General features: G+C 70.3%; 26 protein-coding genes and 1 tRNA gene. 12 read left to right on the top strand and 15 right to left on the bottom strand.

Annotated features, from left to right (window positions below; genetic code table 11):
• Nucleotides 1-134: 134 nt before the first annotated feature.
• A complete protein-coding gene (crgA, locus tag IEY78_RS07075) occupies nt 135-392 on the bottom strand; it encodes a cell division protein CrgA (RefSeq protein WP_189096717.1) in 258 nt (85 codons plus the stop codon).
• Nucleotides 393-572: 180 nt separating this feature from the next.
• Between crgA and IEY78_RS07070 the strand changes: the two genes are divergently transcribed.
• The 6 genes from IEY78_RS07070 (at nt 573) to IEY78_RS07045 (ending at nt 5,228) form a co-directional block, all read left to right on the top strand.
• Nucleotides 573-1,343, top strand: a complete 771-nt coding sequence (locus tag IEY78_RS07070) for a DUF881 domain-containing protein (protein WP_189096716.1) — start codon at nt 573-575, stop codon at nt 1,341-1,343.
• Between the two features lie 37 nt (nt 1,344-1,380).
• On the top strand, nt 1,381-2,103 hold the full coding sequence (locus IEY78_RS07065; protein ID WP_189096715.1) for a class E sortase: 723 nt from the start codon (nt 1,381-1,383) through the stop codon (nt 2,101-2,103).
• Nucleotides 2,104-2,184: 81 nt separating this feature from the next.
• On the top strand, nt 2,185-2,361 hold the full coding sequence (locus tag IEY78_RS07060; protein ID WP_189096714.1) for a hypothetical protein: 177 nt from the start codon (nt 2,185-2,187) through the stop codon (nt 2,359-2,361).
• On the top strand, nt 2,358-3,014 hold the full coding sequence (locus IEY78_RS07055; protein WP_189096713.1) for an aminodeoxychorismate/anthranilate synthase component II: 657 nt from the start codon (nt 2,358-2,360) through the stop codon (nt 3,012-3,014). The genes IEY78_RS07060 and IEY78_RS07055 overlap by 4 nt, the downstream gene beginning before the upstream one ends.
• Nucleotides 3,011-4,462: a class E sortase gene (locus IEY78_RS07050; RefSeq protein ID WP_189096712.1), complete on the top strand. Its 1,452-nt coding sequence runs from the start codon at nt 3,011-3,013 to the stop codon at nt 4,460-4,462. The genes IEY78_RS07055 and IEY78_RS07050 overlap by 4 nt, the downstream gene beginning before the upstream one ends.
• Nucleotides 4,463-4,487: 25 nt before the next feature.
• Nucleotides 4,488-5,228 carry a class E sortase gene (locus tag IEY78_RS07045; protein WP_189096711.1) on the top strand — a complete coding sequence of 247 codons (741 nt, stop codon included), beginning with the start codon at nt 4,488-4,490 and terminating at the stop codon, nt 5,226-5,228.
• A gap of 97 nt (nt 5,229-5,325) precedes the next feature.
• Here IEY78_RS07045 and pknB read toward each other — a convergent pair whose 3' ends face one another.
• The 6 genes from pknB to IEY78_RS07015 form a co-directional block, all read right to left on the bottom strand.
• A complete protein-coding gene (gene pknB / locus IEY78_RS07040) occupies nt 5,326-7,323 on the bottom strand; it encodes a Stk1 family PASTA domain-containing Ser/Thr kinase (RefSeq protein WP_189096710.1) in 1,998 nt (665 codons plus the stop codon).
• Nucleotides 7,324-7,469: 146 nt separating this feature from the next.
• Complete coding sequence (locus tag IEY78_RS07035) at nt 7,470-8,939, bottom strand: peptidoglycan D,D-transpeptidase FtsI family protein (RefSeq protein ID WP_189096709.1); 1,470 nt, start codon at nt 8,937-8,939, stop codon at nt 7,470-7,472.
• Nucleotides 8,936-10,321 carry an FtsW/RodA/SpoVE family cell cycle protein gene (locus tag IEY78_RS07030; protein WP_189096708.1) on the bottom strand — a complete coding sequence of 462 codons (1,386 nt, stop codon included), beginning with the start codon at nt 10,319-10,321 and terminating at the stop codon, nt 8,936-8,938. The genes IEY78_RS07035 and IEY78_RS07030 overlap by 4 nt, the downstream gene beginning before the upstream one ends.
• A gap of 23 nt (nt 10,322-10,344) precedes the next feature.
• Nucleotides 10,345-11,916: a PP2C family protein-serine/threonine phosphatase gene (locus IEY78_RS07025; RefSeq protein WP_189096875.1), complete on the bottom strand. Its 1,572-nt coding sequence runs from the start codon at nt 11,914-11,916 to the stop codon at nt 10,345-10,347.
• Nucleotides 11,917-12,048: 132 nt separating this feature from the next.
• Complete coding sequence (locus IEY78_RS07020) at nt 12,049-12,582, bottom strand: FHA domain-containing protein FhaB/FipA (protein WP_189096707.1); 534 nt, start codon at nt 12,580-12,582, stop codon at nt 12,049-12,051.
• 10 nt (nt 12,583-12,592) lie between these two features.
• On the bottom strand, nt 12,593-13,426 hold the full coding sequence (locus IEY78_RS07015; RefSeq protein ID WP_189096706.1) for an FHA domain-containing protein: 834 nt from the start codon (nt 13,424-13,426) through the stop codon (nt 12,593-12,595).
• A gap of 547 nt (nt 13,427-13,973) precedes the next feature.
• Between IEY78_RS07015 and IEY78_RS07010 the strand changes: the two genes are divergently transcribed.
• Nucleotides 13,974-14,057 (top strand) — tRNA-Leu (locus tag IEY78_RS07010).
• Between the two features lie 353 nt (nt 14,058-14,410).
• On the opposite strand, the gene IEY78_RS07005 is transcribed toward IEY78_RS07010, so the two are convergent.
• Nucleotides 14,411-15,061 carry an FMN-dependent NADH-azoreductase gene (locus IEY78_RS07005; protein WP_189096705.1) on the bottom strand — a complete coding sequence of 217 codons (651 nt, stop codon included), beginning with the start codon at nt 15,059-15,061 and terminating at the stop codon, nt 14,411-14,413.
• 125 nt (nt 15,062-15,186) lie between these two features.
• Here IEY78_RS07005 and IEY78_RS07000 point away from each other — a divergent pair, with 125 nt between their 5' ends.
• Nucleotides 15,187-15,549: a winged helix-turn-helix transcriptional regulator gene (locus IEY78_RS07000; RefSeq protein ID WP_189096704.1), complete on the top strand. Its 363-nt coding sequence runs from the start codon at nt 15,187-15,189 to the stop codon at nt 15,547-15,549.
• 112 nt (nt 15,550-15,661) lie between these two features.
• Here the strand turns inward: IEY78_RS07000 and IEY78_RS06995 are convergent, their stop codons facing one another.
• Nucleotides 15,662-16,096: a MarR family winged helix-turn-helix transcriptional regulator gene (locus IEY78_RS06995; protein WP_189096703.1), complete on the bottom strand. Its 435-nt coding sequence runs from the start codon at nt 16,094-16,096 to the stop codon at nt 15,662-15,664.
• Between the two features lie 117 nt (nt 16,097-16,213).
• Here IEY78_RS06995 and IEY78_RS06990 point away from each other — a divergent pair, with 117 nt between their 5' ends.
• The 4 genes from IEY78_RS06990 (at nt 16,214) to IEY78_RS06975 (ending at nt 21,392) form a co-directional block, all read left to right on the top strand.
• Complete coding sequence (locus IEY78_RS06990) at nt 16,214-17,524, top strand: YhgE/Pip domain-containing protein (protein ID WP_189096702.1); 1,311 nt, start codon at nt 16,214-16,216, stop codon at nt 17,522-17,524.
• Nucleotides 17,525-17,894: 370 nt separating this feature from the next.
• On the top strand, nt 17,895-19,337 hold the full coding sequence (locus IEY78_RS06985) for a DUF2252 domain-containing protein (protein WP_189096701.1): 1,443 nt from the start codon (nt 17,895-17,897) through the stop codon (nt 19,335-19,337).
• Nucleotides 19,338-19,933: 596 nt separating this feature from the next.
• Complete coding sequence (locus tag IEY78_RS06980; RefSeq protein ID WP_229699748.1) at nt 19,934-21,037, top strand: J domain-containing protein; 1,104 nt, start codon at nt 19,934-19,936, stop codon at nt 21,035-21,037.
• 10 nt (nt 21,038-21,047) lie between these two features.
• Nucleotides 21,048-21,392 carry a rhodanese-like domain-containing protein gene (locus IEY78_RS06975; protein ID WP_189096700.1) on the top strand — a complete coding sequence of 115 codons (345 nt, stop codon included), beginning with the start codon at nt 21,048-21,050 and terminating at the stop codon, nt 21,390-21,392.
• 205 nt (nt 21,393-21,597) lie between these two features.
• Here IEY78_RS06975 and IEY78_RS06970 read toward each other — a convergent pair whose 3' ends face one another.
• The 6 genes from IEY78_RS06970 to paaA all read right to left on the bottom strand — a co-directional run bounded on the left by IEY78_RS06970 (nt 21,598) and on the right by paaA (nt 26,443).
• Nucleotides 21,598-22,731: an acyl-CoA dehydrogenase family protein gene (locus tag IEY78_RS06970; RefSeq protein ID WP_189096699.1), complete on the bottom strand. Its 1,134-nt coding sequence runs from the start codon at nt 22,729-22,731 to the stop codon at nt 21,598-21,600.
• A 176-nt stretch (nt 22,732-22,907) separates the two neighbouring features.
• Nucleotides 22,908-23,951 (bottom strand): 1,2-phenylacetyl-CoA epoxidase subunit PaaE, encoded by a 1,044-nt coding sequence (gene paaE, locus IEY78_RS06965; protein ID WP_189096698.1) that lies wholly within the window; start codon nt 23,949-23,951, stop codon nt 22,908-22,910.
• On the bottom strand, nt 23,951-24,448 hold the full coding sequence (gene paaD / locus IEY78_RS06960; protein WP_189096697.1) for a 1,2-phenylacetyl-CoA epoxidase subunit PaaD: 498 nt from the start codon (nt 24,446-24,448) through the stop codon (nt 23,951-23,953). The genes paaE and paaD overlap by 1 nt, the downstream gene beginning before the upstream one ends.
• Nucleotides 24,442-25,161, bottom strand: a complete 720-nt coding sequence (gene paaC, locus IEY78_RS06955) for a 1,2-phenylacetyl-CoA epoxidase subunit PaaC (RefSeq protein ID WP_189096696.1) — start codon at nt 25,159-25,161, stop codon at nt 24,442-24,444. Before paaC ends, paaD begins: the two co-directional genes overlap by 7 nt.
• Entirely contained in the window at nt 25,158-25,496 is a 339-nt protein-coding gene (gene paaB, locus IEY78_RS06950; protein ID WP_189096695.1) for a 1,2-phenylacetyl-CoA epoxidase subunit PaaB, read from the bottom strand. The genes paaC and paaB overlap by 4 nt, the downstream gene beginning before the upstream one ends.
• Nucleotides 25,493-26,443, bottom strand: coding sequence for a 1,2-phenylacetyl-CoA epoxidase subunit PaaA (gene paaA / locus IEY78_RS06945; protein ID WP_189096694.1), 951 nt, complete (start codon nt 26,441-26,443; stop codon nt 25,493-25,495). Before paaA ends, paaB begins: the two co-directional genes overlap by 4 nt.
• Between the last annotated feature and the right edge of the window lie 3 nt (nt 26,444-26,446).

The raw sequence follows: 26,446 nt of genomic DNA, 5'->3' as shown, positions 1-26,446 counted from the left end.
ACAGGGGGAGAGGGAGGCTCGGGAAGGGTGCCGCCGATCACACCGGCGTCAACCTCCCGAAGGTTATCCACAGATCTTCTGAAGTTTTCCCCGGCTGTGGATAACCGTGTGGATGGCCTTGGGCAGGGCTTGCCCTACTTCCACTGGGTGGATACGCCGAAGCCCACCGCGATGAAGCCGAAGCCGCAGACGATGTTCCAGTTGCCCATGGCCCCGATCGGCAGATCGCCTTCGGACACATAGAACGTCACGATCCACACCAGCCCGATCAGGAACATGGCCAGCATCACCGGCGCCACCCAGCCACGGCCTGAGTTCATCTTCAGGCTGGTGGTCTTGGCCGCCGGCGGCGGCGTGAAGTCGTCCTTCTTGCGGATCCGTGACTTCGGCACGAGGAACTCTCCTGTCGATGTGCTGCTCCCCGGCTCTCGTCCGTGCTCGAGCGGGCGGTGCCCCCATCCGCGGGGAGGTACGGAGTGTGCGCCGGGACGCGGATGCGGTGGGGAGCGGATTCGTCTCCCGGGCGTCCGTTAGCGTAGTCCTTCCGAGGCGCCGTAAGGAGTAAGGGTACGTTGAGCAATTCCGCTGACTCCCCCGACCGCCCCGCCCGCTCGCGCCTGCGGCCGGTGCGCCTCCTCACGCTCGTCGTCTTCGCGCTCGCCGGGATGCTGTTCTGGCTCAGCTTCGACACCGCACGGGGCACGAACCTGCGCTCGGACGACTCGATGCTGCGGCTGTCCGACCTCATCCAGGAACGCAGCCACAAGAACGGCGTCCAGGACGAGAGCAACGCCGCGCTGCGCGCCGAGGTCGACTCCCTCGCCCAGCGCGACAACGGCAGCTCCCGGGCCGAGGAGGCCAAGCTCAAGGCGCTGGAGAAGAGCGCCGGCACCAAGCCGGTCAAGGGCCAGGGCGTGACGGTCACCCTCACCGACGCTCCGCCGAACGCCACCGCCAAGATTCCCGGCATCCCCGAGCCGCAGCCCAACGACCTGGTCATCCACCAGCAGGACCTGCAGGCCGTCGTGAACGCCCTGTGGCACGGCGGCGCCAAGGGCATCAAGGTCATGGACCAGCGGCTGATCTCCACCAGCGCGGTGCGCTGCGTCGGCAACACCCTGATCCTCCAGGGCCGGGTCTACTCACCGCCGTACAAGATCACCGCCGTCGGCGACCGCGAGGCCCTCACCAACGCCCTGACCGCCTCCCCCGCCATCCAGAACTACCTCCAGTACGTGAACGCCTACGGCCTCGGCTGGAAAGTCGACCAGCACGAGGCGGTGACTCTTCCCGGCTACTCCGGCACAGTGGATCTCCACTACGCACAGCCTGTGAAGCCGTAGCCGCGCCCCCCGGGGCAGCGGGGAGGGGCGGGGCCGGATGACGCAGCGGGGCGGAACGACGGTGCGCCGGATCGTGCGGACGCTCAGCGAAATCTGCGTCACCGCGGGCGCGCTCATCGTGCTCTTCGTGGTCTATCTCCTCTTCTGGACCGGCGTACGGGCCGACAGCGCCATGGACGGCGAGATCGGCCGGCTCCAGGACCGCTGGTCCACGGGCCCGGTCACCGCCCCGGCCCGCCCGCCGGCCCCCGGCGGCCGCACCGCACCGGCCGCGCGCCCCCGCGCCTACCCGCCGGGCGCCTCGTTCGCCGTGATGTACATCCCCCGCCTCGGCGCCGACTGGGCCAAGCCCGTACTGGAGGGCACCGCGCCCGACGTCCTCAAGCGCGGCCTGGGCCACTACGACCGCACCGCCCACCTCGGCCAGCTCGGCAACTTCTCCGTCGCCGGGCACCGCCGCACCTACGGCGACCCGTTCAAGGACTTCCCCCGGCTGCGCCCCGGTGACGCCGTGGTGCTCACCGACGGCACGACCTGGTTCACCTACCGCATCGACAACCGGCCCTACACCACGCTGCCCGGCGATATCGGCGTGATCGACCCCGTGCCGCCCAAGTCCGGTTTCCACGGCCCCGGGCGGTATCTCACGCTGACGACCTGCGAGCCGGAATGGGGCCACAGCCACCGGCTGATCGCCTGGGCACACCTGGATTCCACCCAACCCGCGGCACGGGGAAGGCCATCGGCTTTGAGCAGCTGACCCACCTGCGCCCGCCCTCGCCCCTTACTCTGGTGTCGCAACGGACATCGTCATCGGCATCGGCAAGGGGACAGCGACAGCATGTACGGCTGGATCTGGCGGCATCTGCCGGGCAACACGTGGGTGAAGGCGCTGATTTCCCTGGTGCTCGCCCTGACGGTGGTCTTCATACTCTTCCAGTACGTCTTTCCGTGGGCGGAGCCGCTGCTCCCCTTCAATGACGTCACTGTCGATCAAGGGATGGCAGCCGTCCGATGACCGCACGGATTCTCGTCGTCGACAACTACGACAGCTTCGTCTTCAACCTCGTCCAGTACCTCTACCAACTCGGTGCCGAGTGCGAGGTGCTGCGCAACGACGAGGTCGCCCCGCGGCACGCCCAGGACGGCTTCGACGGGGTGCTGCTGTCGCCCGGTCCCGGCACCCCCGAGCAGGCCGGTGTCTGCGTCGACATGGTCCGGCACTGCGCGGACACCGGCGTCCCGGTCTTCGGCGTCTGCCTGGGCATGCAGTCGATGGCCGTCGCGTACGGCGGCGTGGTGGACCGCGCGCCCGAGCTGCTGCACGGCAAGACCTCGCTGGTCGTCCACGAGAACGCCGGCGTCTTCTCCGGGCTGCCCAGCCCGTTCACCGCCACCCGCTACCACTCCCTGGCCGTGGAGCCGGACACCGTCCCCGACGACCTGCTCGTCACCGCCTGGACGGAGGCCGACGACGTCCCCGGCGGACGGATCATCATGGGTCTGCGGCACCGCGAACTACCGGTGGAGGGTGTGCAGTTCCACCCCGAGTCGGTCCTGACCGAGTGGGGGCACCGGATGCTGGCCAACTGGCTCGTCGAATGCGGCGATGAGGGGGCGGTGGCGCGCTCGACGGGGCTGGCCCCGGTGGTCGGCAAGGCCGGCGCGTGACCGCCTTGCGCCCCGAGCGTGAAGGCAGTTCCTCCGAGCCCTACGAACCGGACCGGTCGTATCCGCCACACGACCCGTACGGCCCGCAGGAGCCCCACCGGCAGCCCGACGCGTTCGAGGCCGCGGTGGAGGCGCTCAACGACCCCCTGAACGATCCGCTGCCGGGGCAGGCGCCCCCGGCCGGCCCGGCCGCTCCGTACGGCCGGCCGGGCCGGGGCCGACGGCGGGGCAAGCCGGCCCAGGAGGGCGTGCGGCAGGGCTCTCCGTGGTTCCGCCCGCATCTGGAACCGGACCCGCCGCACCGGCAGCCGCCCGCGCCGCCGCAGTCCGCCGGCTACGGCCAGGGCCACGGCGCCGTCCCCGCCCCGCGCCCCGCCTCGCCCCAGCCGATAGCCCGGCCCTATGTCGCGCGCGAGACGCCTCCACCCCCCGCTCCTGCTCCCCCCGCGGCGGCCGCCCCCGCGCCCTGGCGGAACGACGACGAGACCATGGCGCTGCGGCAGGCCGAGAAGCCCGGCGGCGCCACCGTTTCACGTGAAACCGACGTTGCGGAGGCCGCGGATGTCGGGGGCTCCGTGGTTTCACGTGAAACCACGGCGGAGTCTCCGGCCGGCGGCGGCAGAGCGGCCCGGCGCAAGGCCGCCCAGGAGGCCGCCAAGCGCGGCGGACGCCGAGCACGTCACGGCGGGCCGGCCGACACCACGGCCGCCGACTCCGTCGCCGCTGCCCCCACGTCCCGGGTGGAGGCCCGGCGGGCCGCCCGCGCCGCCAAGGACAGCCCCAGCCTGATCGCCAGCCGCGCGCTGGGCGAGGTGTTCATCACCCTCGGCGTGCTGATGCTGCTCTTCGTCACCTACCAGCTCTGGTGGACGAATGTCCGCGCGGAGGAGGAGGCGGGCGGCGCCACCACCAACCTTCAGCACGAGTGGGACAAGGGCGGCGGCGAAAAGAAGAACCTCGCGGACGGCGAGCGCTTCGGGATCATGTACATCCCCAAGCTCGATGTGAAGGCGCCGATAGCCGAGGGCATCGACAAGCACAATGTGCTCGACCACGGCATGGTCGGTCACTACGACAAGAACAGCGGGACCAAGACGGCGATGCCCTGGGACAAGAAGGGCAACTTCGCGGTGGCCGCGCACCGCAACACCCACGGCGAGCCGTTCCGCTACATCAACAAGCTGACCAAGGGCGACAAAATCGTCGTCGAGACGCAGAGCTCGTACTACACCTACGAGATGGAGAGCATCCTCCCGCAGACCTCGCCGAGCAACACCAGCGTGATCGGCCCCGTGCCGCCCGGCTCGGGGTTCACCGGCCCCGGCCGCTACATCACGCTGACGACCTGCACCCCGGAGTTCACCAGTACCTATCGGATGATCGTCTGGGGCAAGATGGTCGACGAGCGGCCGCGGAGCAAGGGCGAACCGGATGCGCTCACCGGCTGAATGAACAAAAGAGGGGTGCTACGCGGTGACTGCCACCGGAAACGACCAGGTATCCGACCGGTCCGCGCCGCCACTCAAGCCGCGTCGGGTGCGCAGAGCCGTCGCCTCCGTCGTCAGCGTCATCGGTGAGCTGCTGATCACGGCCGGGCTGATCCTGGGGCTGTTCGTCGCCTATTCGCTGTGGTGGACCAACGTCCTCGCCGACCGCGCCGCGCACCAGCAGGGCGACCAGGTGCGCAAGCACTGGGCGAGCAGCGGTCCCAAGGGACCGGGGGAGCTCGACACCAAGGACGGCATCGGCTTCCTGCACGTGCCGGCGATGGACAACGGCGAGGTGCTGGTCAAGAAGGGCACCGGCGCCCAGATCCTCAACGAGGGCGTGGCCGGCTATTACACCAAGCCCGTCAAGTCGGGCCTGCCGCAGGACAAGAAGGGCAACTTCACCCTCGCCGCGCACCGCGACGGCCACGGCGCGAAGTTCCACAACATCGACAAGCTCAAGGACGGCGACCCGATCGTCTTCGAGACCAAGGACACCTGGTACGTCTACAAGGTCTTCGCGACGCTGCCCGAGACCTCGAAGTTCAACGTGGACGTCCTCGACAAGCTCCCGAAGGAATCCGGCAAGCACCGGGCCGGCCGCTACATCACCCTCACGACCTGCACCCCGGTCTACACCTCGACCTACCGCTACATCGTCTGGGGCGAACTGGTCCGCACCGAGAAGGTCGACGCGGACCGCACACCGCCGAAGGAGCTCGGCTAGCCGCCGGGGCCCCGCCCGGCCCGGTGCGCGGACAACGCGGAGCCCCGGCACCCAAGGAAGGGTGCCGGGGCTCCGTACTGCCTCGTCGTGCGGGCCGCTAGCCGCCGAACGGTCCGCCGAAGATGCCGCCTCCGCCGTCGTTGCCGCCGTTACCGTTGCCGCCCCCGCCGCCGATGGTGGTCAGCGTGACGGTGGTGGTCGTGGGGTCGGACGGTGTCTGGGCGGCCGGGTCCTGCGTGACCACCCGGGCGTTGTCGTCCTGCGAACTGCCGCCGGCGAACTGGATGTTCTTGTATCCGGCCTGCTGGAGCGCCTGCTTGGCCTGCTTCACGGTCTGGCCGATCACGCTGGGCACCGGCGTCTGGGCGCCTGCCTTGCCGATCGTGAGGGTCACCGTGGAGTCGGGCTTGGCCTTGGTGTTGCCCTCCGGGCTCTGCGAGATGACCTTGCCGACCTTGGTTGGGTCGGGGGTCTCCTGCTCGGTCCGGGAGACCTGGAAGCCCTGGTCCTTGAGCTGCTTCTCCGCCGCGTCGGCGTCCTGACCGGTGACGTCGGGGACGCTCACCTTCGGGCTCGCCGTGGCGATGGACAGCGTGATCTTGGTGTTCTTGGACTTCTTGGAGTTCGCCGCCGGGTCCTGGTCCGCGACGGTACCGGGGTCGCGGTCGGAGACGACGGGCTTGCTCTCGATGTTGGTGAAGCCCTTTTCCCGGAGGTCGGAGCGGGCCTCGGACTCGGTCAGGCCGGTCACGCTGGGAACCGAGATCTGCTCCTGGCCCGTGCACAGCGTGACGGTGATCGTGTCGTTCTTCTGCATGTCGTCGCCGGGGCTCCGGTCCTGCTCGGTGACCTGGCCCTTCTTGACGTTGTCGCAGGCCTTGCGGCCGCCCTCCTCGACCTTGAAGCTGCCGTTGCGGCCGGACTCCTTGGCCTCCCGGAGGGTCTTGCCCACAAGGTTGGGGACGGGTGTCGTGCCGCCCTTGTTGCTGTGGGTGAACATCGCCTTGCCGATGAAGATCGCACCGATCAGGACGAGGACGGCCGCCAGCACCAGCAGGATCGTCGAGGTGTTGCTCTTCTTCTGGCCGCCGCCGCGCCGGCGGTCGCCGCGGTCGTCGTGGCCGTAGCCCCCGTCGTCGGGGTTCATCGGCGGCAGCATCGAGGTCTGGCCGGCCGGATCCTGCGGGCGCAGCATCGTGGTCGGCTGGTCCTGGTCGTAGCCGCCCGCGCCCATGGCGGAGGTCGCCGCGACCGGCTGGCCCTCCAGCGCCGCCTCGATGTCGGCACGCATCTCGTCCGCCGACTGATAGCGGTAGTCCGGGTCCTTGACCAGCGCCTTCAGGACGATGGCGTCCATCTCCGGCGTGATCTCGGGGTCGAAGTTGCTCGGCTTCTGCGGCTCTTCACGGACATGCTGATAGGCCACCGCGACCGGTGAGTCACCGACGAACGGCGGCCGGACGGTCAGCAGCTCGTAGAGCAGACAGCCGGTGGAGTACAGGTCGGAGCGGGCGTCGACCTGCTCGCCCTTGGCCTGCTCGGGAGAGAGGTACTGCGCCGTGCCGATGACGGCCGCGGTCTGCGTCATGGTCATCCCGGCGTCGCCCATGGCGCGGGCGATGCCGAAGTCCATGACCTTGACCTGGCCGGTGCGGGTCAGCATGACGTTGGCGGGCTTGATGTCGCGGTGGACGATGCCGGCCCGGTGGGAGTACTCCAGCGCCTGGAGGACACCGGTGGTCATCTCCAGCGAACGCTCGGGCAGCAGCTTTCTTCCGGAGTGCAGCAGCTCACGCAGGGTGGAGCCGTCGACGTACTCCATCACGATGTACGGGATGGAAACGCCGTCGACGTAGTCCTCGCCGGTGTCGTAGACCGCGACGATCGACGGATGGTTCAGCGAGGCGGCCGACTGGGCCTCACGGCGGAACCGGGCCTGGAAGGACGGGTCACGGGCGAGATCCACCCGCAGCGTCTTCACAGCTACGGTGCGGCCCAGGCGGGTGTCATGCGCGAGGTACACCTCGGCCATGCCACCGCGGCCGAGCACCGAGCCCAGCTCGTACCGGCCGCCGAGGCGACGCGGCTCTTCCATAAGCTTCTCCAGCCCTCTCCGTCAGTCCCGACCGCACCGGTGTGTGGTCCGGCGGTGTGCTGTCCGGGCATACCGTACCCGGCACGCCCTACCGGACCGGGCCGGAGCCGCAACCTGATACGTGACCGGTATTGGCATGACCCGCGTCACTTCTGGCCTTCGAGTACTGCCTCCATCACGCGCTTTGCGATCGGAGCAGCGAGTTTGCCGCCGGCGATGTCGTCGCGGAGGGTGTCGGATCCCTCAATGACGACGGCGACCGCGACGGGGGTGCCCTTGCCGGTCTTCGCGTAGGAGATGAACCAGGCGTACGGGTTGTCCTTGTTGTTCTCGCCGTGCTGCGCGGTGCCGGTCTTTCCGCCGACGGTGACGCCCGGGATCTGAGCGGCGGTTCCCGTGCCGTCCTTGACGACGGTCTCCATGATGCTCTGGACCTTCTGGGCGTTCTCCGGGCTCAGCGGCCGGCTCATCTGCTGCGGCGTGTGCTGCTGGACCACGTTGAGGTTCTGCGCGACCAGCTGGTCGACCATGTACGGCTTCATCAGCTTGCCGCCGTCGGCGACGGCCGAGGCGACCATGGCCATCTGCAGCGGCGTGGCGCGGTTGGAGGCCTGGCCGATGCCCGCCATGGCGTTCTGCGGCCGGTTGTCCTCGGGGTAGATCGACTCCGAGGCGCGGACCGGGGTGTTGATCCCCGGGTCGTTGAAGCCGAACTTCTCCGCCTCGGCCTTCATCTTCTTGTTGCCGAGGTCCGCGCTGATCTTGCCGAACACCGTGTTGCAGGACCAGCGCAGCGCCTCGCGCAGGCTGGCGTCCTTGCAGGGGATGTTGCCCTCGTTCTTCAGCGGCAGGCCCGAGGTGTCGGGGAGCGTGTAGGGCAGCGGGGAGTCGGTCTTGCTGTTGACGTCGTGGTAGAGGCCGTTCTCCAGGGCCGCCGACGCCGTGACGACCTTGAAGGTCGAGCCGGGCGGGTAGGTCTGGCGCAGCGCCCGGTTGAGCATCGGCTCGTCGGGGTCGTTCTTCTTCTGCAGCGCGTTGTACGCCTCGGCGTCCTTGTTGCTCATCCCGGCGAAGGAGGACGGGTCGTACGACGGGGTGCTGGCCAGCGCCAGGATCGCGCCGGTCTCCGGGTTGATCGCGGCGACCGCGCCCTTCTGCTTGCCGAGTCCCTCGAAGGCGGCCTTCTGGGCCTTGGCGTTGAGGGTGGTCACCACGTCGCCGCCCTTCTGCTTGCCGCCGGTGAACATGTCGACCGTGCGGCTGAAGAAGAGGCGGTCGTCGGTGCCGGTGAGGATGCCGTCGTTCAGCTTCTCCAGCTGGTTGGCGTCGAAGGCCTGCGAGGCGTAGCCGGTGACCGGCGCCCACATCTTGCCGTTCTTGTACGTCCGCTTGTACTTGAAGTCGCCGCTGTCGGTGGTCGTCGAGCCGGTGACGGCCTTGCCGCCCACGATGATGTTGCCGCGCGGCGTGCTGTAGCGCTCGATGGCGACGCGGCGGTTGTGCGGATCGTTCTTGAGCTGGTCACCCTCGACGAACTGCACCCAGTTGACGCGGACCAGCAGGGCGAGGACGAGCAGGCCGCAGAAGATCGCGACCCGGCGCAGGGGCTTGTTCACGGGCGGACCACCTGGGTCATCTCGGCGTCGGTGGACGGGGCGGGGGCCGGCGCCGGGCGGCGCGCGGTGTCGCTGATCCGCAGCAGGATGGCGACGAGTGCCCAGTTGGCGATTACGGACGAGCCACCCTGGGCGAGGAACGGCATCGTCATACCCGTCAGCGGGATCAGCCCGGTCACACCGCCGGCGACGACGAAGACCTGCAGCGCGAAGGCGCCGGACAGGCCGATCGACAGCAGCTTGCCGAACGGGTCGCGGGCGGCCAGCGCCGTCCGGATGCCGCGCTCGATCAGCAGGCCGTAGAGCAGCAGGATGGCCATCAGGCCGGCCAGCCCGACCTCCTCGCCGACGGTGGCGAGGATGTAGTCGCTCTTGGGCGCGATGCCCTGGATGAGGCGGGAGTAGCCCTGTCCCAGACCGGAGCCGAGGATGCCGCCGGACCCGAAGGAGTACATCGCCTGGGCGGTCTCGGTGACACCGCCGTTCAGCAGCTCCAGCGGGTTGAGCCAGTTGTGCACACGCGTCTGGACGTGCGACTCGAACGTCGCCACCGCGACGGCGCCGCCCGCGCTGAGCAGCAGGCCGAACACGATCCAGCTGGTGCGCTCGGTGGCGACGTACAGCATCACGACGAACAGACCGAAGAAGAGCAGCGAGGTGCCCAGGTCGGTCTCGAAGACCAGGATCATCAGGCTCAGCGCCCAGATGACCAGGATCGGGCCGAGGTCGCGGCCGCGCGGGAGGTAGAGCCCCATGAAGCGGCGGCTGGCCAGCGCCAGCGCGTCCCGCTTCACCATCAGGTAGCCGGCGAAGAAGATCGCGATGATGATCTTCGCGAACTCGCCGGGCTGCAGCGAGCCGAGACCCGGGATCGTGATCCAGATCTTCGCGCCGTTGACGCCGGGGAAGAACACCGGCGCCACCAGCAGCACCAGCGCGACCACCATCGAGATGTAGGTGTAGCGCTGCAGGACGCGGTGGTCCTTGAGGAAGATCAGGATGGCCAGGAAGAGCGCGACACCCAGCGTCGACCACATCAGCTGGTTGGGCGCCATCGCCGGGCCCAGCGAGTGCTCCTGGTCCAGCCGCCAGATGAAGATCAGTCCCAGCCCGTTGAGCAGGGTGGCGATGGGCAGCATCAACGGGTCGGCGTACGGCGCCCACTTGCGGACGACGAGGTGCGCGACGCCCGCCAGCAGGCCGAGGCCCAGGCTGTAGCCGAGCACACCGGCCGGCACCGTGCCTTCCTTGGCCAGGCCGACGTTGATGTACGCGAACACCGGGATCAGCACCGCGAAGACGAGCATCGCCAGTTCGGTGTTGCGGCGGCTCGGGGCTCCGATGTTGCCGATAGTGGTGGTGTTGGTGGTACTGCTGCTCATGAGATCTACGGCCCCCTACGCCCTCACTGCTGGGTGCTGCAATTCTTTTCCAGCTTCAGCTGTTCCTCGGAGGGGGCCTGGCTGGGGGTGGCTGTGGGAGACGGGGACACGGGCGCGGCCAGGGTGCCTGCCGTGCTGGTGCCGCTGTTCTTGTCCGTCTTGTCGGTGGAGCCGGGCCGGGTGCTCGGGGCACCGGACTTGGACGGGGTGCCGGACTTGGACGGCGTGCCCGCCCGGCCCTTGGGGTGCCGCGCGGCCTCGCGCTCGGCGGCCTCCCGCTGCTCCTTGCTGCGGCAGGCGTTGGCCTGCCGGCTCAGCTCGGTGACCTTCTCGCCGCCCTGGTTGCGGCTGTCGACCGCGATCGTCTCCTTGACCTGGTTGCGCTGGTACAGCGGCAGGTACTTGAGTTCGATCTCGGGGTGGTCCTGGTCGACATCGTTGAGCTTTATCCACGCGAGGTCCTGGCTGATGCCCCGGTAGAGCGCGACGTGGTCGTCCTTGGTGCCGACGAAGTACTGGGTCTGCGTCCAGCGGTAGCCCGTGTAGAGCCCGCCGCCGACGACCGCCAGCGCCAGCACGATCAGCAGGGACCGCTTGATCCACCGTCCGCGCGGGCGGGGCTTGACGAAGTCCTCGTCCATGAACGCGCCGAAGGAGCCCTGCGGCGGACCGCCGACCTCCGGATCACCGCTGCCGGGCGGCCCGAAGCCGCCACCGGGTGCCGGGGGCTGCCCGCCCGGCCGGCCGAGTTCGGCGGCCCGGGCGGCGGGCGTCTGCATCGTGCTCGGGTCGCTGAGCTGGTGCTGGTTCTCGGCGACGGCGCCGACGACGACCGGGGTGTCGTTGAGCTGCCCGGCCATCGTGTCGTTGCCGTCCACGTCCAGGACGTCGGCGACGATGCAGGTGATGTTGTCGGGGCCGCCGCCGCGCAGGGCGAGCTGGATCAGCTCCTGCACGGTCTCGTGCGGCCCGTGGTAGCTGGCGAGGGTCTCTTCCAGCGTCTGGTGGCTGACGACCCCGGACAGTCCGTCGGAGCAGATCAGATACCGGTCGCCGGCGCGCACCTCACGGATCGACAGATCCGGCTCGACGTGATCGCCGCTGCCCAGCGCCCGCATCAGCAGTGACCGCTGCGGGTGGGTGGTGGCTTCCTCTTCGGTGATCCGGCCCTCGTCGACCAGCCGCTGGACCCAGGTGTGGTCCTGGGTGATCTGGGTCAGCACGCCGTCGCGCAGCAGGTACGCGCGCGAGTCGCCGACGTGCACCAGGCCGAGGCGCTGACCGGTCCACAGCAGGGCGGTCAGGGTCGTGCCCATGCCCTCCAGCTGGGGGTCCTCCTCGACCATCACCCGCAGCTGGTCGTTGGCGCGTGTGACGGCCGTGCCCAGGGAGGTGAGGAGGTCGGAGCCGGGTACGTCGTCGTCGAGCTGGACGAGGGTGGAGATCACCTCGGAGGAGGCGACCTCACCGGCGGCCTGGCCGCCCATGCCGTCCGCGATGGCGAGCAGCCGCGGCCCGGCATAACCGGAGTCCTCGTTGCCCTCGCGGATCATGCCCTTGTGCGATCCGGCGGCGAAGCGCAGGGACAGACTCATGCGCACCTCACCCGTCGGCTCGGGGTACAGCCGGTCTCGTCGAGCCACACTGCCCACCCTCCGGTCGGGAGCCCACCGTGGTCCGTCGAGTGGACCGCCGCGGCTCGCTCGCTCCGCTCGCTCATTGTCGTACTACTTCCGCAGCTCGATGACGGTCTTGCCGATGCGGATCGGGGCTCCCAGCGGAATCGGTGTCGGGGTCGTCAGTCGGGTCCGGTCCAGGTACGTGCCGTTGGTGGAACCGAGGTCCTCGACGATCCACTGGCCGTCACGGTCCGGGTAGATCCTGGCATGCCTGCTGGACGCGTAGTCGTCGTCCAGCACGATCGTGGAGTCGTGCGCGCGGCCCAGGGAGATGGTCTGGCCTTGGAGGGCGACGGTGGTGCCGGTCAGCGAGCCCTCGGAGACCACCAGCTTGGTGGGGGCTCCTCGGCGCTGCCGGTTGTTGCCGCGGCCGCCTTCCTGGCGGCGCTGCTGCTGCTGCGGTGGCGGTGCGGCCGCCTGTCGCTGCGTACGTGCTTCCTGCCCGCCGCGCCGGGCGGCACCGCGCTGTGTGACGCGCGTGCCGAACAGATCGCTGCGGATGACCTGAACGGCCACGATGACGAACAGCCACAGTACGGCGAGGAAACCCAACCGCATGACCGTGAGGGTCAGCTCTGACATTGCCCCCGCTTCACCCTTCGGCTTGCCGGTAAACGATGGTGGTACTGCCCACGACAATCCGCGAGCCGTCGCGGAGATTAGCGCGAGTGGTGTGCTGCCCGTCCACCACGATGCCGTTCGTGGAGCCCAGGTCCTGGACCATGGGGGGCGTTCCGACCCGGATCTCGCAGTGACGCCGGGAGACACCCGGGTCGTCGATCCGTACGTCGGCGTCGGTGCTGCGGCCCAGCACGAGGGTGGGTCGCGAGATCTGGTGGCGGGTGCCGTTGATCTCGATCCAGCGCCGGGTCTGTGCGTGGGGCTGCGGTCCTGCACCGGGCGGTGCCGTACGGGGTACGGGCTGTGCGCCGCCGGGAGGCGGGGACGACGGCATCGGGGGCGGGCTCACGTGCCCGCCGCCGGGCTGGCTGCCGCGGGGCGCCGAGCCGGCGCGCTGGGCGGCCGCCGGGCCCGCGGGCTCCTGGGATGAGCTGGAGGCGAGCGTGCGGCTGCGGACGCGGTACAGGCCGGTGTCGAGATCGTCGGCCTTCTCCAGATGGACCTTGATCGAGCCCATGAAGGTGTAGCGCTGCTGCTTCGCGTAGTCGCGGACCATGCTCGAGAGCTCGTCGCCGAGCTGACCGCTGTAGGGGCTCAGCCGCTCGAAGTCAGGCGTGCTCAGCTCGACGATGAAGTCGTTGGGAACGACCGTGCGGTCGCGGTTCCAGATGGTGGCGTTGTTGTCGCACTCGCGCTGAAGGGCGCCGGCGATCTCAACGGGCTGTACCTCGGACTTGAACACCTTGGCGAAGGTGCCGTTGACGAGACCTTCGAGCCGCTGCTCGAAACGCTTCAGTACTCCCACGGGGCACCTCCTTCCTCAGTCTTCGTCGGGGTCGTCCTGATCGAGTCGTCCTGATACTGCTTACTGATCGTATCCACGCGTAGGGAAATCGGCTGGTTCCCCTTTCCCGCCTTGAGGACGAGTGTCGCCCCTCACAGGGTTGCCCGGTGCTTGTCTGCTCCTTGCCCACTGCTCGTGCACTGCGATCGTAGATGTGCCCCGTGAACAGTGTCCCGCAACCGCCGACCGGTCCGGCCGGGCGGGGCCCGGAGTCGGTCGTGGCACGGGGCCCCGGTACGGAGCCTGCCCTTCCGGCCGGCCCGTAGGCAGGCCGGTGCGCGCGCTCCGGTTGCGGCTACCGCGAGTGTGACCCCTCGGGGCAGCCCACGGCCAATGTCCGAGGCACGGAGGGGTGCGGCCCGGAGGTCCCCGCAGGTCGGGGACCGGGGGAAAGGCATGTGAAGGCACCCCCGACAGCGTGCTAATGTTCTGCATGTCGAAAGGCGCTCGCACAAGACCCGGACCGAACGGCCCGGATCAGGTGAGAGAATCAGTCGGCAGCACCCATGCGCGGGTGGCGGAATAGGCAGACGCGCTGGATTCAGGTTCCAGTGCCCGAAAGGGCGTGGGGGTTCAACTCCCCCCTCGCGCACAGATGAGACCCCCGGTCTCCGGAGAAATCCGGAGACCGGGGGTCTTTCGTTGTCTTCGTCACGTTGTCGGCTGTGTCACGGTGCGGTAGGGGTTCGCCGGGTGTGTGGCGGCCGGTGTGAGGCCTGCGTCACATATTTGATCTTGGGTGCGCGTGCCCGCGGGGCCGGGCGGACGGCTTCCGGGGGCGGGGCGCCGGGCGGTGCGCCGGGCGGTGCGGGCTAATCGGGCTTCCGGGGGCGGGAGTTGGGGCCCGGGGTCTGGGCGAGGGGCCGCGTCCGGCAGCTCTCTCCCAGGGCCCCGGGCCCCGTTTCTGTTCCGTCTTCCCCAGGCTGCTCCCGTTCCGGGCCTGGCTCAGGCGGCGAGGCGGGTGGCGAGGGCCTTCGCCTTGGCCGTCGCGTCCTCGTGCGCCTTGTCGCGGGAGGTCTCGTACAGCGGCACCAGCTCGGCCATCGCCGGGTTGCTGGGGGCCATGGTCAGCTCCGGGACGATGAAGTCGACGTCCAGGCCCAGCCCGCCGCCCAGCACGGCCTCCAGGTAGTTCTGCACGTACTCGAAGGGCTCACGGGGCGTGCCCGGCGCGTAGGAGCCGCCGCGGCTGGCGACGACGGTGACCGGGGTGCCCTTGGCGGACGGCTGCGCGCCCGATGTGCGGCCCATGAGGATCACCTGGTCGAGCCACGCCTTGAGCGTGGAGGGGATCGTGAAGTTGTACATCGGTGCGCCGATGACGATCGCGTCGGCCTGCTCCAGCTCCTCGGCGAGCTGAACGCGCAGCGCGAAGGCCGCCTGCTGCTCGGGGGAGTGGGTGGCCGGGTCGGCGAAGCCGGCGGAGGCGGCGACCGCGTCGAGGTGCGGCAGCGGGTCGGCGGCCAGATCGCGGTGGATGACGGTGCCGTCGGGGTGCTCCGCCTCCCAGGCCTTGCGGAAGGCGGCGGTGACCGAGCGGGAGGCGGAGCCGCCCTCGGGGAAGACGGAGGAGTCGATGAGCAGAAGCGTGGCCATGGGATCGGTCCTTCGGTACGCGGCCGGGCGGTGCGCGACCACAGGTTGAATTCCGTACGTCACTATTCATACCACAGGAGCTTACTTTTCCGCAGTAGCAAACGGGAGGGCGGTACGCTGGGCGTATGGCGGACCAGGGCGAGGCGATGTGCAGGCAGGTCGACGGCGGCATGACGCGCGTCTTCGAGGTCTTCGGGAAACGCTGGACGGGGCTGATCGTCGCCACTCTCATGCCGGGCCCGGTGCACTTCGCCGAGCTGCGGCGGGCCATCCCCGGGATCAGTGAGCGGATGCTCTCCGACCGCTTGATGGAGCTGTCGTCGACCGGCCTGGTCGTGCGCGAGGTGGACGCGGGGCCTCCGCTGCGGGTCTCCTACCGGCTGACGGAGGCCGGTCTGGCCATGGAGCCCTCGCTCAAGGAGCTGGCGCGGTGGGCGGAGACGTATCTCACCGACGGCGGGCAGTGCCCGGAGCGGTTCCGGAAGTAGGCCGGAGGCGGGCCGGAAGCAGGGTGATGGGCGCCTCGGGGCGGGCCGGGGCGGGTGTGTGGCGGTGCGGGAGCTGTCCCGGCGGTCTTGACCCCGGCCGGTGGCCTGATTCCTATCCCTGCCCTTCCTGGGCGGCGTTGTAGCGCTGCAGGTAGGTCGCGAAGCGGTCGAGGTCGTCCTCGTTCCAGTCCGCCAGCCGTTCGCGGAACGCCAGGCGGCGGCGGGCGGTGACGTTGGCGAGCACCTGGGCGCCCTGCTCGGTGGGGTGCAGCACCTGAACGCGCTGGTCGTCCGGGTCGATACGGCGCTCGACGAAGCCGAGCTTCTCCAGTGCGGCGATCTGCCGGCTGACCGTGGACTTGTCCAGGAGGTAGTGCGCGGCGAGGTCCGTGGCGCGGCATCCCTGCTGGTCATCGAGGTGGGCCAGCAGCGTGTAGGAGACCAGTGACAGCTCGGGGTGCATCCGGGCGGCGCTGGCGCGGGCCCGGCGGGCGAACGCGGTCATCTCCTGCTGGATGGTCTCGACGGAGTCGTCGCGATGGGCCACGGGTTGCCTTTCGTAGAGCTAGTTGTATAGTACAACGTGATTTGAGAGTTGTAATAGCCAACTACTGGATTCCGCCAGTGGCGACAGCTGAGCCGACGAGCTGAGAAGGCCTGCCCCATGAGTACGGACCGACGTCCCGACCACCGAAGTGATCACCCGCACGCCCACCGCTCCCGGCGGTCCCCGCACTCCGCCGGGCTGCGGCACGTCCTGACGCACCTGATCACCCCGCTGCTGATGTGCGTCGGGATGGGGCTGGCGTACCTGGGTGCCTTCGCCAACCCGGCGCCGCACCACCTGCCCGTCGCAGTCGTCGGTTCGGGCCGCAGCGCGCAGCTGCTCGCCCAGTCGATCAACGACAAGGCGGACGGCGCGCTGGAGGTGCGGACCGTCGCCGACCGGTCGGCGGCGATCGACGGGCTCAAGCACCAGGAGATCTTCGGCGCGTATGTGAGCAACGCCCATGGTGCGAAGGGCGCTTCGGGTGCTTCGGACGTTTCTGGTGCTCTGGGGGCTTCGGGTGGGGCGCGGGCGCGGGCGGGTGCCGACGGGGCGGCGGGGTCCGTGCGGCCGGCTCCCGAGTTGCTGGTGGCGACCGCCGGATCCGACACCAGCGCCACCGTCGTGCAGAAGGTCTTCACCCCGATCGCGGCGCACCAGGGCGCGCCGCTGAAGGTCACGGACGTGGTGCCGACGGTTGGGGACGATCCGACCGGGCAGGGCATCTTCTTCCTGCTGGTCGCGATCAGCATCGGCTCCTATGCGTCGGTCGCGGTGATCGGCGGCGCCGGCGCCGTGCTGCCGATCCGGCTGCGGGCGGGGCTGGCAGTGGGGATGTCCTTCGTCGTCGGCCTCATCGGCACGGCGTTCGCCGGTCCGGTCTTCCACCTCGTCGACCACGGCCTCGAGGGTCTGTGGGGCATGGCGTGGCTCTACTCCGCCGGCATCCTGCTGATCGGCACCGGTTTGCACACCTTCCTCAAGCGTTGGACCACGCTCGGTGTGATGGCCCTGTTCGTGATGCTCAACTTCACGTCCTCCGGCGGGATCTTCCGCCCCGAGATGCAGAACGGGTTCTTCGCGGCGCTGCACTCGTTCTGGAACGGTGCGGGCTTCGTCGAAGGCACCCGCAGCCACGTCTACTTCGACGGCTACGGCCTGTCCGGACACGTCTGGACGCTGGTGGGGTGGCTGGTCGCCGGTGTGGTGACGGTCGGTGCGGCGGCGCTGGCCGAGCGGCGGCGGCGCGGTGCGGAGGCCGAGGCGGTGGCCAACGCGGAGGCGTTGGCGGCGGCCGCGGTGCGGGCCGCGGTGCCGGAGCCGGTTTCGGTGTCGGGTGCGGCGTCCGGTCCGACGGCTGGACGGCCGGCTCGGGCGAGGGTGGACGAGGAGAGGGAAGAGGAGATGGAAGAGGCTGTGGGGGTTTGAGGGAGGGGGACCACGGGGGTGGGCTGGTTGCCTGTGCGGTGCGGTGGTGCGGTTGTGGGGCGGTGGGGCGGCGTTGGTCGAGAGGTGGCGGCGCGGTGTGGCCGTGTGACGGGTGTGCTGGGGGTGCTGTGGGGCGGCCGCTGGGGCCGGTGTCCTTGATGAGGCGTCAGGTTCGGGTCGGTGCAGTCGGGTTTGGTGCACTCCGGTCGGGTTCGGTCGCTCCGAAGAGTTATCCACAGGCCCTGCGTGCCGTGCGGGGATCTCGGTAACGTCGTTGCCGTCGGAGCGCAGGACCGTCCGCCGCTGGCGGGCCGGTGATCGCGAAGACAGGGACACAGCAGCGCAGTTCGTGAAGGGGGAGGTGGCCGCGATGTCGCGTGTGCCGTACGTACCGGGGTTCGCGAAGGCGGACGCCCAAGGGCCGTCGCCCAAGGCGGTCGGAAAGGCGCTGCGGGAGCGTCTTCCGCGCGCCGAGCAGGCCGCACTGTCGATCGCGCCCGGGCGACCGGATGCGGTGGCAGCGGTGGAGGCATCGAACGCCGGCCGGTTGCCCGAGCTGACACCGATACGGGTCGGCCGGATGGCCGCGAGTCCCTTCGCCTTCCTCCGCGGCTCGGCCGGGCTGATGGCGTACGACCTGACGGCCGACCCCACCACCGGCATCGGCGCGCAGATCTGTGGAGACGCGCACGCCGCCAACTTCGGGCTCTACGGCGATGCCCGGGGCGGCCTGGTCATCGATCTCAACGACTTCGACGAGACCTTGTACGGCCCGTGGGAGTGGGATGTGAAGCGGCTCGCCACCTCGATGGTGCTGGCGGGCCGGGAGGCGGGCGCGAGTGACGACGACTGCCACCGGGCCGCGCAGGATGTGACGGGCGCGTACCGGCGCACCATGCGGCTGCTGGCCAAGCTTCCGGTGACCGAGGCGTGGAACGCGATCGCCGACGAGGAACTGGTCTCCCACACCGACGCCCGGGATCTGCTGGGGACGCTGGAGCGGGTCGCGGACAAGGCGCGCAAGAACACCAGCGCGCGGTTCGCGGCGAAGGCGACGGAGCGGACGGCGGACGGCGGCCTGCGGTTCGTGGACGCGGAGCCGGTATTGCGGCGGGTGCCGGATGCCGAAGCCGCAGCGGTGGCCGCTTCCCTGACCGACTATCTGGACACGCTTCCCGAGGACATGCTGCCCCTGCTGGCCCGGTACGCCGTGCAGGACGTGGCATTCCGTGTGGTCGGCACGGGCAGCGTGGGCCTGCGGTCCTATGTGGTGCTGCTCCTGGACCATCGGGGCGAGCCGCTGGTCCTCCAGGTGAAGGAGGCACGCGCCTCGGTGCTGGCACCGTATGTGGAGAAGGCCGGCTTCCCGGTGCCGCCGGTGATACACGAGGGGCGCCGGATAGTGCTCGGACAGCGCCGGATGCAGGTGGTCAGCGACATCCTGCTGGGCTGGACGACGGTGCGGGACATAGCCTCACCCGGCTCGGTCGGCACGCCTCCGGGCACTGCCCGACAGGACGGACTGCCCTTCCAGGTCCGCCAGTTCAGAAACCGCAAGGGCAGTGTGGACCCGGCACAGCTCTCCGACGACCAGCTGGACGACTACGCCCGAATGACCGGAGCCCTCCTGGCCCGGGCCCACGCACACAGCGCCGACCCCCGCCTGGTGGCCGGCTACTGCGGAAAAAACGAGGAACTCGACGAGGCCATCGCCACCTTCGCCCTGTCCTACGCCGACCGCACCGAAGCCGACCACGCAGCACTGACCACAGCCGTAAGAAACGGCCGCATCCCGGCAGAGACCGGGGTCTGAGAGCGGGCTGGCCCGGGTGGACGCCGGGGTCGGAGGGTGCGGTTGTTTGGTGCGGGAGCCGGGAGCCGGGAGCCGGGAGCCGGGAGCCGGGGGCCGGGTGACAGGTGCGGGGCTGGGCTGGGGGCCGGCGCCGGGTGGCGGGTGCGGGCCTTGGGTGCTGGCAGCTGCCAGGTGCCAGGTGCCAGGTGATCGGTCCGGGCGATGGGCCCGGGTGTCGGGCAGCTAGGCGCGGGCTCGGGCTCGGGTGACGCGGGTGAAACTGCTGCGTACCGAGTACGGCATTTCGCGGGGCGGCCGTCGCACCGGAAGCCTCTCGCTGACCGCTGACCGCTGACCGCTGACCGCTGACCGCTGACCGCTGACCGCTGTCGCCGTTCGCTGACGTCTGGTGCGGGGGTCTGGCGCGGGGCGCTGCCGTCGGAGGGTCGGTGGCTGACTTCAGCTGGTCGGTTGGTTGGCCGGTTGCCCGGTTGCTCAGCTGATCGTGCGCTTGATTGAGGGGGAGGAGGGGTGGGGCGGGGGGGGAAGGGCCCCGGTCAGGAAGGGGGCGGGCGACCGTGGAAGCCCCGGTCCGGCATGGGCCGTACGCTGACCGGGTGACGAACTCGCACGCGGAGAACGCGCAGGACGGCCAGCACCGACCGGACGTATCGGGTACCCCGGACGACCAGGCCGACCCGCGGGCAACGGACGCCCGCGGCGGCGGTCAGGGCGCCCCGCTCGGTGACGGCGGCGGCCCGGAAGACCAGCCCGCGAGCCCCGAGGGGGGCAGCGCGGGCCAGGGCGAGACGGTCGGCCCGCCCGCCGGTCAGGCCGGGGCAGGTGCCGAGACGCCCGCCGGCTCGGCCGGGGCAGGGGGAGCGCCTGGGGCGGGTCCGGGCGACCCGGGAGCAGAGCAGGTCGACGTGCAGGATCAGCAGGCGGCGCAGGACGAGGCGACCAAGCGGCTGGCAAAGGCGGTGCTGGCCGCGGAGCAGGCGCTGATCGAGTTCGAGATCGCGGTGGAGACCTTCCGGGTGGAGGTCGAGAACTTCTCCCGCCTGCACCACCAGCGCCTCGGCCCCATGTACGCGCGGCTGGACGAGCTGGACGCGCAGATCGCCGAGGCGGTGGCCGCGCGTACGGGCGCTCCCGAGGACATCCGCAAGGCGCAGGAGGCCCGGGCCTCGGTGCTGCCGATGCCGGAGGTGGAAGAGCTGTTCCACGGCTGGATGGGGCCGGACGGGCTGTTCCCGGAGGCGCAGGCGATGCTCACCGAGCAGTCGGTGCAGCCGCCGCAGAAGGTGCGGCCCAGTGAGGAAGCCCGCAAGGTCTACCGCGACCTGGTGCGCAAGGCGCACCCCGACCTGGCGCGGGAGGACGCGGAGCGGGCACGGCGGGATGAGTTCATCGTGCGGGTCAATGCCGCGTACGCGCGGGGCGACGAGGCGCTGCTGCGTGAGCTGGCGCGGGAGTGGGAGGAAGGTCCCGTGCCCGAGGAGCGGCTCAGCGAGAGCGAGGAGCTCTACGCCCGGCTGGAGTGGCTGGCCGAGCGCAAGGAGCTGCTGGCTGCCGCTGCCGCCGAACTGGAGGAGAGCGCGATCGGCGCGATGATCAAGATGGCGCCGGAGGACCCGGACGCGCTGCTGGAGGAGATCGCCGAGAAGCTGCTCGCCGATGTCTCAGAACGCGAGGCCTACCTCGCGCAGCTGGTCGGGTAGCGTCGGGGCCATGCATTTTGGTTCTGTGCCCACGGTCGGTGTTGATGCGCTCACGTCGGAGGACTTCCTTCTGGATGTGCGCGAGGACGACGAGTGGGAGGCGGGGCACGCCGAGGGTGCGTTGCACATCCCGATGAGCGATTTCGTCGCCCGCTACGGCGAGCTGACCGAGGCGGCTCCCGCGGACGGCAAGGTGTATGTGCTGTGCCGGGTCGGCGGGCGTTCTGCGCAGGTCGCCCAGTATCTGATCCAGCAGGGCGTCGACGCGGTGAACGTCGCCGGCGGCATGCAGGCCTGGGAAGCCGCCGGCCGGCCCGTCTCGGACGGTAAGGGCGGCTCGGGGTCGGTCGTCTAGCCGGGAGGCGAGAGCCCGCACGGGGCGGACGGCCCGCCAAACGGCGGCGGCGAAGTCCTCGGAGGAGGCGGCCGGCGTTCGCGCGGCCTGCATCCGTGGCGGCGTCTCCCTGAAAGCGGCGCTGGTTTCACGTGAAACCAGCGCCGGGGCTCCTGTTGTCCCGGTACCCCGGCCTCCCGGGGCGCGTGGTGGAGTCTCTTTCCCTTCAGCCCAGTGGATGGGTCGCGAGCAGGTCGCCGAGGGCTTCCTCGTGGACGGCGGCGGGGCCGAGGGAGAGTTCGAGGTGTTTGGCCCAGGCGTGGTAGCGGTGCAGGGGATAGTCGGTGTCGGCGCCGAAGCCGCCGTGCAGATGCTGGGCGGTCTGGACGACGCGGCGGACGCCCTCGGAGGCCCAGATCTTGGCGACCGCCACATCTCCGGCGGGCGGTAGCGGGCCGCTCGCGTCGGTGGTGAGGCGCCAGGCCGCCTGCCAGAGGGTGGCCTCCATGGCGCGCAGGTCGATGAAGCGGTCGGCGGCCTGGACGGCGACGGCCTGGAAGGTGGCCACCGGGAACCCGAACTGCTCGCGCTTGCCGGTGTAGTCGCTGGTCATGGCGAGGACGCGCTCGCCGAGCCCCAGGGCGAGTGCACAGGTGCCGGTGGTCAGCACGTTGCGCAGCGACGCCCAGGCGGTGGCGTCGCCGATCATTTCCCGGGTGCTGATGCGTACGGAGTCCAGGTGGACCTCGGCGAGGCGCTCACCGTTGGTGGATGTCTGCTCGTCGAGTGTGACGCCGGGGTGGGTGCGGGGGACGAGTGCGAGGACGGCGCGGCCTTCGGGGGTGTGGGCGGGGAGCAGGATCCGGTCCGCCGTCCGGGCCCAGGGGACGGCGGTCTGGACGCCGTCGATGATCCAGTCGGTGCCCTCCGGGCGGGCCTGCACGGCGAGTTCGGCCGGTTCGTGTCCGGTGCGGCCGGCGGTGGCAACGGTCACGACGAGGTCGCCGGTGGCGATCCCGGGGAGGACTTCCGCCCGTAGTTCATCGGATGCGTGGCGCTGGAGGGTGAGTGCGGCGGCGCCGCATTCCAGCAGCGGGACCCGCGCCAGAACCTTGGCCGATTCGCGGAGGACGAGGCAGAGCGCGATCGTGTCCAGGCCTGCGCCGCCGTGCTCGGGTGCGATCAGCAGGCTCAGCAGACCGGCGTCGGCGAGCTTGCTCCACAGCGTCCGGTCGAAGTCGTCGGCGACCGCACCGGGGGTGAGCGCGGGGCTCGGCACGCTGTCCGGTGCGACCCCGGAGAAGACGGCCTTCGCGGCTTCGGTGGCGGCCTGCTGCTCCTCGGTGAAGGTGAAGTCCACTGGTTTGTCCTCCCACGCGGCGCCTCGTCCTGACGAAGCGCCAAGGTAGAACAGGTTCCAGGAATTGGGAATGGTGTGGTGGGGCGCGAATGCCGTGGAGGGTGGAGGAGTTGGCGTTTCGGGCCGGGCGGCGTGCCACGGGCAAGGTGTCGCGCCCGGCCGGTGGGACGAGAGCCTCAGCGGTCGAAGTCCAGCTCGACCTTTTCCGTGGCCGGGTGGGACTGGCAGGCCAGGACGTATCCCGCGTCGACCTCGTCGGACTCCAGGGCGAAGTTGCGGTCCATCCGGACCTCGCCCTTGACCAGGAATCCGCGGCAGGTGCCGCAGACGCCGCCCTTGCAGGCGTAGGGGGCGTCAGCGCGGTTGCGCAGGACCGCTTCGAGCAGCGACTCGCCGTCGTGGACGGGCCAGGTGCCCGAGCGGCCGTCGAGGGTGGCGGTCACCGTGCTGTGGGCGGGGGTGGGGACGGCAGGGGCTGTAGCGGTGCCGTTGTCGACGTGGAAGATCTCTTCGTGGATACGGGTGCGGGGCACGCCCAGGGTGTGGAGGGCGCGTTCGGCACCCTGCACCAGACCGTAGGGACCGCAGAGGTACCAGCCGTCGACGGAGTCGATCGTCAGCAGGGCGGGCAGGAGGGAGCGCAGCCGGTCCTCGTCCAGGCGGCCGGAGGGCAGGCCGGCCTGTTGTTCCTCGCGGGAGAGCGTGTGGAGGAGCTGGAAGCGCTGGGGATAGCGGTCCTTGAGGTCGGCGACCTCTTCCAGGAACATCGTCGATGCCGCCGTGCGGTCACTGCGGATGAGGCAGAAGCGGGCGTCCGGCTGCCGGGCGAGCAGGGTGGTGGCGATGGACAGCACGGGCGTGATGCCGCTGCCGCCGACGATGCCGACGAAGTGGCCGGGGCGGGGGGCGAGGGTGAACCGGCCGGCCGGGGCCATGACCTCCACGGTGTCGCCCACCGCGAGTTCCTTGAGCGCGTACGTCGAGAAGGCGCCGTCCTCGACGAGGCGGATGCCCACGCGCAGCACCGGCTGGTCGGTGGCCGGGGCGCAGATGGAGTACGTGCGGCGGATCTCCTGGCCGTCGACCGAGCGGCGCAGGGCGATGTGCTGCCCGGGGGTGTGCCGGAAGGTGGCGTGCAGCTCGGGGGGGACCGTGAAGGTGACGGCCACCGCGTCGTCCGTGAGCCGCTCGATCTCCCGGACCTGGAGCGGGTGGAACATCACAACTCCTTGAAGTGGTCGAAGGGTTCACGGCAGGACTCACAGCGGCGCAGGGCCTTGCACGCGGTGGAGGAGAACCGGCTCAGCAGGGTGGTGTCGGTCGATCCGCAGTGCGGGCAGCGCAGGGTGAGGTCGACGGCGACGGGTCCGCCGGCCGGTCCCGTGGGGCGTGGGGGTGCGATGCCGAACTCGGCGAGCTTGCGGCGACCCTCGGCGGTGATGGCGTCCGTGGTCCACGGCGGGCTGAGGACCGTGCGGACCTCCACCTCGGGGATGCCGTGGTCGTGCAGCACCTGCTCTATGTCGGCCGACATCGCCTCGATGGCGGGGCAGCCGGTGTAGGTGGGGGTGAGGAGCACCTCGGCCCGGCCCGGGGCCGTCAGCTGCACTCCGCGCAGCACGCCCAGCTCGGCGAGGGTGAGCACGGGCAGCTCGGGGTCGGGAACGGAACCGGCCAGGGCCAGCAGTTCCGCTTCGAGGGCGGTGGTGGTCACCATGTCGCCCCCGGGTGGCTGCGGTGGAGGTGCTGCATCTCTGCGAGCATCCGTCCGAACGACTCGGTGTGCAGCCCCTGGCGGCCCGTGCCGGCCGTCCAGCCGCCGCGTCGGGGGCCGTCGGGGATGGTGAGGGTCGCTTGCTCCAGGGTGTGGGTGATGCGGGTGGCCCAGCTGTCGTGCAGAGCCGGCCAGGGCACCGTTTCCAGTCCCTCCACCGGCTCGAACATCTCGCCGGTGAAGCGCCAGAGGGCGTCCAGCGCGCGCTGCATCCGGACCCGGCTCTCGTCGGTGCCGTCGCCCAGGCGCAGGGTCCACTGGTGGGCGTGGTCGCGGTGGTAGGCGACCTCCTTGACGGCCTTGGCTGCCAGGGGCGCCAACTCGCTCTCCGTGGTGGCGAGATGCTCGAACAGCAGCTCCTGGTAGGTGGAGAAATAGAGCTGGCGGGCGATGGTGTGGGCGAAGTCGCCGTTGGGCTGCTCGACGAGCTGGAGGTTGCGGAACTGCCGCTCCTCGCGCAGATAGGCCAGCTCGTCCTCGTCGCCGGCCAGGGAGAGCAGGACGCGGGCCTGACCGAGCAGGTCCAGTGCGATGTTGGCCAGCGCGACCTCCTCCTCCAGGACCGGGGCATTCCCGGCCCACTCGCCCAGGCGGTGGGAGAGGATCAGGGCGTCGTCCCCGAGGGGCAGGGCCGGGGTGGCGGTGGCGTTCCTCAAAGGTGATGCACCCCGTCCGGGATCTCGTAGAAGGTCGGGTGGCGGTAGGGCTTGTCGCCGGCCGGCTCGAAGAAGGCGTCCTTCTCGTCGGGCGAGGAGGCGGTGATCTGCGCGGAGGGCACCACCCAGAGGGAGACGCCTTCCGAGCGGCGGGTGTAGAGGTCCCGGGCGTTGCGCAGCGCCATCTCGGCGTCCGGTGCGTGCAGGCTTCCGGCGTGGGTGTGCGAGAGGCCGCGGCGGCTGCGCACGAAGACCTCCCACAGGGGCCAGTCGCCGGGCCGGGGAGCGGCGGCTGCGGCGGTTGCGGCGGTCTCGGCGGGGCGGGGTGTGGTCATCGGGTGGCCTTCCCGTGCTTGGCCGCGTGTGCGGCGGCGGCTTCGCGCACCCAGGCGCCTTCCTCGTGCGCCTGCCGCCGGCGGTTGATCCGCTGGGCGTTGCAGGGGCCGTTGCCCTTGAGGACCTCGCGGAACTCGGTCCAGTCGATCGGGCCGAAGTCCCAGTGGCCGCGCTCGTCGTTCCACGTCAGATCCGGGTCGGGGAGGCTGAGCCCGAGGGCCTCGGCCTGGGGGACGCAGATGTCCACGAAGCGCTGGCGCAGCTCGTCGTTGGAGTGCCGCTTGATCTTCCAGGCCATGGACTGCGCGGAGTGCGAGGACTCGTCGTCGGGCGGGCCGAACATCATCAGCGACGGCCACCACCAGCGGTTCACGGCGTCCTGTGCCATGGCGTGCTGGGCTTCGGTGCCGCGGCTGAGGGCCAGCAGGAGTTCGTAGCCCTGTCGCTGGTGGAAGGACTCCTCCTTGCAGACGCGGACCATCGCGCGGGCGTAGGGGCCGTAGGAGCAGCGGCACAGGGGGACCTGGTTGGTGATCGCCGCGCCGTCCACCAGCCAGCCGATGGCGCCGACGTCGGCCCAGGTCAGGGTCGGGTAGTTGAAGATCGAGGAGTACTTCTGGCGGCCGGAGTGCAGCTTGTCGAGCAGCTCGTCGCGGCTGGTGCCCAGGGTCTCGGCGGCGCTGTAGAGATACAGGCCGTGGCCGGCCTCGTCCTGCACCTTCGCCATCAGGATCGCCTTGCGGCGCAGGGACGGCGCGCGGGTGATCCAGTTGGCCTCCGGCTGCATGCCGATGATCTCGGAGTGGGCGTGCTGCGCTATCTGCCGCACGAGAGTCGAGCGGTAGGCGTCCGGCATCCAGTCCCGCGGTTCGATGCGCTCGTCCGCGGCCACGGTGGCGTCGAATACGGCCTCGCGGGCCGTGTCCTCCGGCGCGATCGTCGTCATGTG

The organism is Streptomyces kronopolitis (genome assembly GCF_014646275.1).
Classification (GTDB): Bacteria; Actinomycetota; Actinomycetes; order Streptomycetales; family Streptomycetaceae; genus Streptomyces; species Streptomyces kronopolitis.
The sequence above is the reverse complement of the archived record's forward strand: the minus strand, read 5'-3'. Positions and strand labels throughout refer to the sequence as shown.

Excerpts from the sequence above, each read along its gene's own strand:
- IEY78_RS07065 (WP_189096715.1), top strand. The coding sequence starts at position 1,381 with ATGACGCAGCGGGGCGGAACGACGGTGCGCCGGATCGTGCGGACGCTC.
- IEY78_RS07060 (WP_189096714.1), top strand. The coding sequence starts at position 2,185 with ATGTACGGCTGGATCTGGCGGCATCTGCCGGGCAACACGTGGGTGAAG.
- IEY78_RS07055 (WP_189096713.1), top strand. The coding sequence starts at position 2,358 with ATGACCGCACGGATTCTCGTCGTCGACAACTACGACAGCTTCGTCTTC.
- pknB (WP_189096710.1), bottom strand. The coding sequence starts at position 7,323 with ATGGAAGAGCCGCGTCGCCTCGGCGGCCGGTACGAGCTGGGCTCGGTG.
- IEY78_RS07030 (WP_189096708.1), bottom strand. The coding sequence starts at position 10,321 with ATGAGCAGCAGTACCACCAACACCACCACTATCGGCAACATCGGAGCC.
- IEY78_RS07025 (WP_189096875.1), bottom strand. The coding sequence starts at position 11,916 with ATGAGTCTGTCCCTGCGCTTCGCCGCCGGATCGCACAAGGGCATGATC.
- IEY78_RS07020 (WP_189096707.1), bottom strand. The coding sequence starts at position 12,582 with ATGTCAGAGCTGACCCTCACGGTCATGCGGTTGGGTTTCCTCGCCGTA.
- IEY78_RS07005 (WP_189096705.1), bottom strand. The coding sequence starts at position 15,061 with ATGGCCACGCTTCTGCTCATCGACTCCTCCGTCTTCCCCGAGGGCGGC.
- IEY78_RS07000 (WP_189096704.1), top strand. The coding sequence starts at position 15,187 with ATGGCGGACCAGGGCGAGGCGATGTGCAGGCAGGTCGACGGCGGCATG.
- IEY78_RS06990 (WP_189096702.1), top strand. The coding sequence starts at position 16,214 with ATGAGTACGGACCGACGTCCCGACCACCGAAGTGATCACCCGCACGCC.
- IEY78_RS06985 (WP_189096701.1), top strand. The coding sequence starts at position 17,895 with ATGTCGCGTGTGCCGTACGTACCGGGGTTCGCGAAGGCGGACGCCCAA.
- IEY78_RS06975 (WP_189096700.1), top strand. The coding sequence starts at position 21,048 with ATGCATTTTGGTTCTGTGCCCACGGTCGGTGTTGATGCGCTCACGTCG.
- paaE (WP_189096698.1), bottom strand. The coding sequence starts at position 23,951 with ATGTTCCACCCGCTCCAGGTCCGGGAGATCGAGCGGCTCACGGACGAC.
- paaD (WP_189096697.1), bottom strand. The coding sequence starts at position 24,448 with ATGGTGACCACCACCGCCCTCGAAGCGGAACTGCTGGCCCTGGCCGGT.
- paaB (WP_189096695.1), bottom strand. The coding sequence starts at position 25,496 with ATGACCACACCCCGCCCCGCCGAGACCGCCGCAACCGCCGCAGCCGCC.
- paaA (WP_189096694.1), bottom strand. The coding sequence starts at position 26,443 with ATGACGACGATCGCGCCGGAGGACACGGCCCGCGAGGCCGTATTCGAC.